This is a genomic window from Bradyrhizobium genomosp. III (assembly GCF_000261705.1).
GTDB classification, from domain to species: Bacteria; Pseudomonadota; Alphaproteobacteria; order Rhizobiales; family Xanthobacteraceae; genus Bradyrhizobium; species Bradyrhizobium ottawaense.
The window spans coordinates 1-4,804 of sequence record NZ_AJQF01000141.1; the positions used below are offsets into that span (position 1 = coordinate 1).

Sequence of the window (4,804 nt, forward strand, 5' to 3'; positions counted from 1 at the left end):
TCGGCGCACTTCTCGTACTTGCCGGTGCCGTAGGTTTCCCAGTCGGTGGTGTCCATCAGCTCCTTGAAGGTCTTTGCGTAGCCTTCACCGAGCAGATAGCAGGGCTTCTGCCAGCCGAAGATGTTGCGCGCGGGCATGCCCCACGGCGTGCACTCGTATTCCTGGTTGCCGGCGAGGAAGTCCAGGAACAGGCCGGAATGCATGAAATTCCACTTCTTGCCCTTGCCCATCGCAAAGACGTCGCGGAACAGCTTCTTGGTCTTGGTGCGGTTGAGGAAGTGCTCCTGGTCCGGCGCGCGCTCATAGGCGTAGCCCGGCGACATCGAGACGCCGACACCGAGCTCGACGGTGAGGTCGAGGAACTTCGCGATCTCCTCGGCCGGATGGCCGTCGAAGATGGTGGCGTTGACGTTGACGGTGAAGCCGCGCGCCTTGGCTGCCTTGATCGCGGAGACGGCGCGATCGAACACGCCCTTCTGCGACACCGCCTTGTCGTGGTGGTCCTTCAGGCCGTCGAGATGCACGGAGAAGAACAGATAAGGGGAGGGCTCGAACAGATCGAGCTTCTTCTCGAGCAGCAGCGCGTTGGTGCAGAGCGAGACGAACTTCTTGCGCTCAACGAGGCCGCGCACGATCTCGCCGATCTCCTTGTGGATCAGCGGCTCGCCGCCGGGAATGGCGACCATCGGCGCGCCGCACTCGTCGGCCGCGTCCCAGCACTCCTGCGCCGTCATGCGGCGGTTGAGGATCGCATCGGGATAATCGATCTTGCCGCAGCCGACGCAGGCGAGGTTGCAGCGAAACAGCGGCTCCAGCATCAGCACGAGCGGATAGCGTTTGCGGCCAAGCATTTTCTGCTTGAGCAGATAGGCGCCGATACGCATTTCCTTGAAGAAGGGGATAGCCATTACAAAGTTTCTTTCTGGGCTTGGAATTCGGGTGGGTCAGCTCGCAGCCAATTGGGCCGGAAGCCGGAATTCGATGTTTTCCTCGCGGCCCGGCAGTACCTGGACCTTGACCGGTCCGATCCGCCGCATCGCTTCGATCACGTCATCCACGAGTACCTCAGGCGCCGAAGCGCCGGCCGTGATGCCGACGGTCCTGGCATTTTTCAACCACTCCGGATTGAGCTCGCTGCCGTCGGCAATCAAATAACTCGCGACGCCGGCCTCGGTGCCGATTTCGCGAAGCCGGTTCGAATTCGAGCTATTGGCAGCGCCCACCACCAAGATCACGTCGACCAGCTTGCTCAAGTCCCTTACCGCAGATTGGCGGTTCTGTGTCGCATAGCAGATATCCCGGATATCCGGACCTTGAATATCTGTAAAGCGGGTCTGAAGGGCCGCGATGATATCCTTGGTGTCGTCGACCGACAGGGTGGTCTGGGTGATGTAGGCCACTGGCGTATCCGCCGGCAGCGTCAATGCCGTAACCTCTTGAACGCTTTGAACAAGCAGCACGGGGGCGGGAACCTGGCCCATCGTGCCCTCGACCTCGGGGTGGCCGGCATGGCCGATAAGGATAAGTGTGCGGCCCCTGGTGATGTAGCGCTTCCCCTGATTGTGAACTTTCGTGACCAGCGGGCAGGTGGCATTGAGCACGGGAAGGTCGCGCGCGGCGGCCTCTTCCTCGACGCTGCGGGCGACGCCGTGAGCGCTGAAGACCGTCACCGCCTTCGGCGGGACCTCGGACAGCTCCTCGACGAAGATGGCTCCTTTGTTCTTCAGGCTCTCGACGACGTATTTGTTGTGCACGATCTCATGGCGCACGTAGACGGGCGGGCCATACTTCTCCAGCGCCCGTTCCACGATCTCGATCGCACGCACCACGCCCGCGCAGAAGCCGCGCGGCTGCGCCAGATAAACTTCCATTGGACGTCCATCACGCAAGTTGCACCAATCCGTTTCGCAAGTTCCCGGCGGCACCCCGATACTGACCAATGCGTTGCAATATCCGCACCATCGGTCCGCGCACGCGGTAGCCACCCACCCCCGTCGGGGCTCCGGCGCATGGAGGCGCAATACTTTGTGTCAAAAAATCGGCGATAAGGAAAGTCCGAATGGCCCCGGGTTCCCCGCTAGGCCAATTTTACGGTATTATAGTAGAGATGAGGGTGTATGCAAGCCAGCGACATCAGTGACCAGCCCTTGGTCACGTTCCCGCCTCAACTCCCCGGCTATACCGACCGCCCCGCATGATTTTGCCACGGTCTTCCGCCGTTTACCTCGAACCTTCTGGCGGCGAGAGCCTCTCAAAACAGCAATAGGTTTCGCCCGGGAACTCCGATAAACAGCGGGCGTTTCCGGCAAAGCTGTTAACCGCAGAAAGAAAAGAAGTGCTGCAAAGCGTAGTCGTTGCCATCGTCAGGGCCTGCACCCGGTTTGCCTCCCTCGTCGTCGTTCTCGGGCTCCTGCTGTCGGTGGGAGCGGGCTATTACGCTGCGCGCCACTTCGCCATCAACACCGACATCAATTCGCTGATTTCCCAGAATCTCGACTGGCGCAAGCGTGACCAGCAGTTCGACAAGGCGTTCGATCAAAACGAAACGATCCTCGCTGTGGTCGAGGCCCGGACCCCGGAGATGACGAGCGCAGCGGCCGACGCGCTCTATGCCAGGCTGAAGGACGACAAGACCAACTTCCAGTCTCTGCAGCAACTCGGCAGCGGCGAGTTCTTCGAAAAGAACGGACTGTTGTTCCTGCCGACCGAAGAGGTCGGCAAGATCACCAGCCAATTCGAATCTGCAGCGCCCCTGATCGAGATCATGGCTGGCGATCCCTCGATCCGCGGCCTGACCGGCGCGCTGGAGACGGGACTTGCCGGCGTCAAGCGCGGCCAGATCAAGCTCGACAACACCGAGCGTCCGTTCAACCTGATCGCGCAGACGGTCGAGACCGTGCTCAACAAGGGCAATGCGAGCTTCTCCTGGCGCGAGCTCGTCAGCGACGAGCCGCTGAAGGATTCGGACAAGCGCGCCTTCATCGAGTTCAAGCCGATCCTCGACTACAACGCGCTGGAGCCCGGCAAGGATGCCACCGACGCGATCCGCAAGGCCGCGGCCGATCTCGATTTTCCGACCAAATACCAGGCGCGGGTGCGGCTGACCGGCCCAATCCCGATCGCCAACGAGGAATACGCCACGGTTCAGGAAGGCGCCGTCGTCAACGGCGTCGGCACGGTTCTCGTCGTGCTGCTGATCCTGTGGCTGGCGCTGCATTCGGCGAAGATCATCTTCGCGGTGTTCGTCAATCTCTTCGTCGGCCTCGCGCTGACGACCGCGGCCGGCCTGATGATGGTCGGATCGTTCAATCTGCTGTCGATCGCGTTCGCTGTGCTCTTCGTCGGCCTCGGCGTCGATTTCGGCATCCAGTACAGCGTCCGCTACCGCTCGGAGCGCTTCAAGCACAACGACCTTTCGGGCGCGCTGGTGCTGGCGGCGAAGCGCTCGGCGGTGCCGCTGTCGCTCGCGGCGATGGCGACTGCGGCTGGCTTCCTTTGCTTCATGCCGACCGACTACAAGGGCATCGCGGAGCTGGGCCAGATCGCCGGCGTCGGCATGCTGGTGGCGTTCCTCTCCTCGATCACCGTTCTGCCGGCCATGCTGAAGCTGCTGAACCCGCCCGGCGAGAAGGAGCCGGTCGGCTACGCCTTCCTGGCGCCGCTCGATCACTTTCTGGAGAAGCACCGCGTGCTGGTCGTGGGCGGCACGCTGCTGCTGGCGCTCGCCGGCCTGCCGCTGCTCTATTTCATGAAGTTCGACTTCAATCCGATGAACCTGCGCAACCCGAGGGCGGAATCGATCGCGACCTTCCTCGACCTGCGCAAGGATCCCAACACCGGCGCCAATGCCATCAACGTGATGACCACGTCCGAGGAGCAGGCAAGGCAGGTCGAGGCGAAGCTCGAGAAGGTCCCCGAGGTGCTCCGGGTGATGTCGCTCAACAGCTTCGTGCCCCAGGATCAGCCGCCGAAGCTGAAGCTGCTCGCGCAGGGCGCCAAGGTGCTGAACCCCGCACTCAACCCTGATCAGATCGATGCGGCGCCGACCGACAAGGAAAACGTCGAGGCGCTGAAATCCTCGGTCGACAATCTGCGCCGGACCGCGGGCGATGCGAAGGGGCCGGGCTCGATCGCCTCGCGCCGTCTGGCAGACGCGCTCGAAAAGCTCGCCAATGGCGACGAGGCCACGCGCAACAAGGCGCAGGACGTGTTCGTCACGCCGATGAAGGTCGTGTTTGACCAGCTCAGGAACGCGATGCAGGCCGGGCCCGTCACCCTGAGTTCACTGCCATCCGATCTCGTCAGCGCCTGGAAGAGCAAGGACGGCATCATCCGCGTCGAGGCGCTGCCCAAGGGCGATCCCAACGACAACGACACGCTGCGCAGATTTGCGGCGGCGGTGCTCGTTGCCGAGCCGACCGCGATCGGCGGGCCGGTCTCGATCCTGAAATCCGGCGACACCGTGGTGAAGGCATTCATCCACGCCGGCATCTACGCGCTGCTGGTGATCGGCCTCTTGCTGTGGATCACGCTGCGCCGCTTCGTCGACGTGCTGATGACGCTGGTGCCGCTCCTGGTTGCCGGCGCGGTGACGCTCGAGATCTGCGTGTTGATCGGCCTGCCGCTCAACTTCGCCAACATCGTCGCGTTCCCGCTGCTGCTCGGCGTGGGCGTCGCCTTCAAGATCTACTATGTCGTGGCCTGGCGCTCGGGCAGGACAAATCTGCTCCAGACCAGCCTGACGCGCGCGATCTTTTTCAGCGCACTGACGACGGCGACCGCGTTCGGCAGCCTGTGGCTGGCG

At 62.7% G+C, this 4,804-nt stretch carries 3 protein-coding genes; 1 reads left to right on the top strand and 2 read right to left on the bottom strand.

The window, feature by feature from the left end; translation table 11 throughout:
• A partial coding sequence (gene hpnH / locus IC66_RS0112075) for an adenosyl-hopene transferase HpnH (RefSeq protein WP_049806512.1) occupies positions 1-908 on the bottom strand: 908 nt, incomplete at its 3' end.
• Positions 909-944: 36 nt separating this feature from the next.
• Positions 945-1,871 (bottom strand): 4-hydroxy-3-methylbut-2-enyl diphosphate reductase, encoded by a 927-nt coding sequence (ispH, locus tag IC66_RS0112080; protein ID WP_028143209.1) that lies wholly within the window; start codon positions 1,869-1,871, stop codon positions 945-947.
• Between the two features lie 464 nt (positions 1,872-2,335).
• Between ispH and IC66_RS0112085 the strand changes: the two genes are divergently transcribed.
• A partial coding sequence (locus tag IC66_RS0112085; protein WP_049806513.1) for an MMPL family transporter occupies positions 2,336-4,804 on the top strand: 2,469 nt, incomplete at its 3' end.

Coding starts and splice junctions, on each gene's coding strand:
- ispH (WP_028143209.1), bottom strand. CDS start 1,871: ATGGAAGTTTATCTGGCGCAGCCGCGCGGCTTCTGCGCGGGCGTGGTG.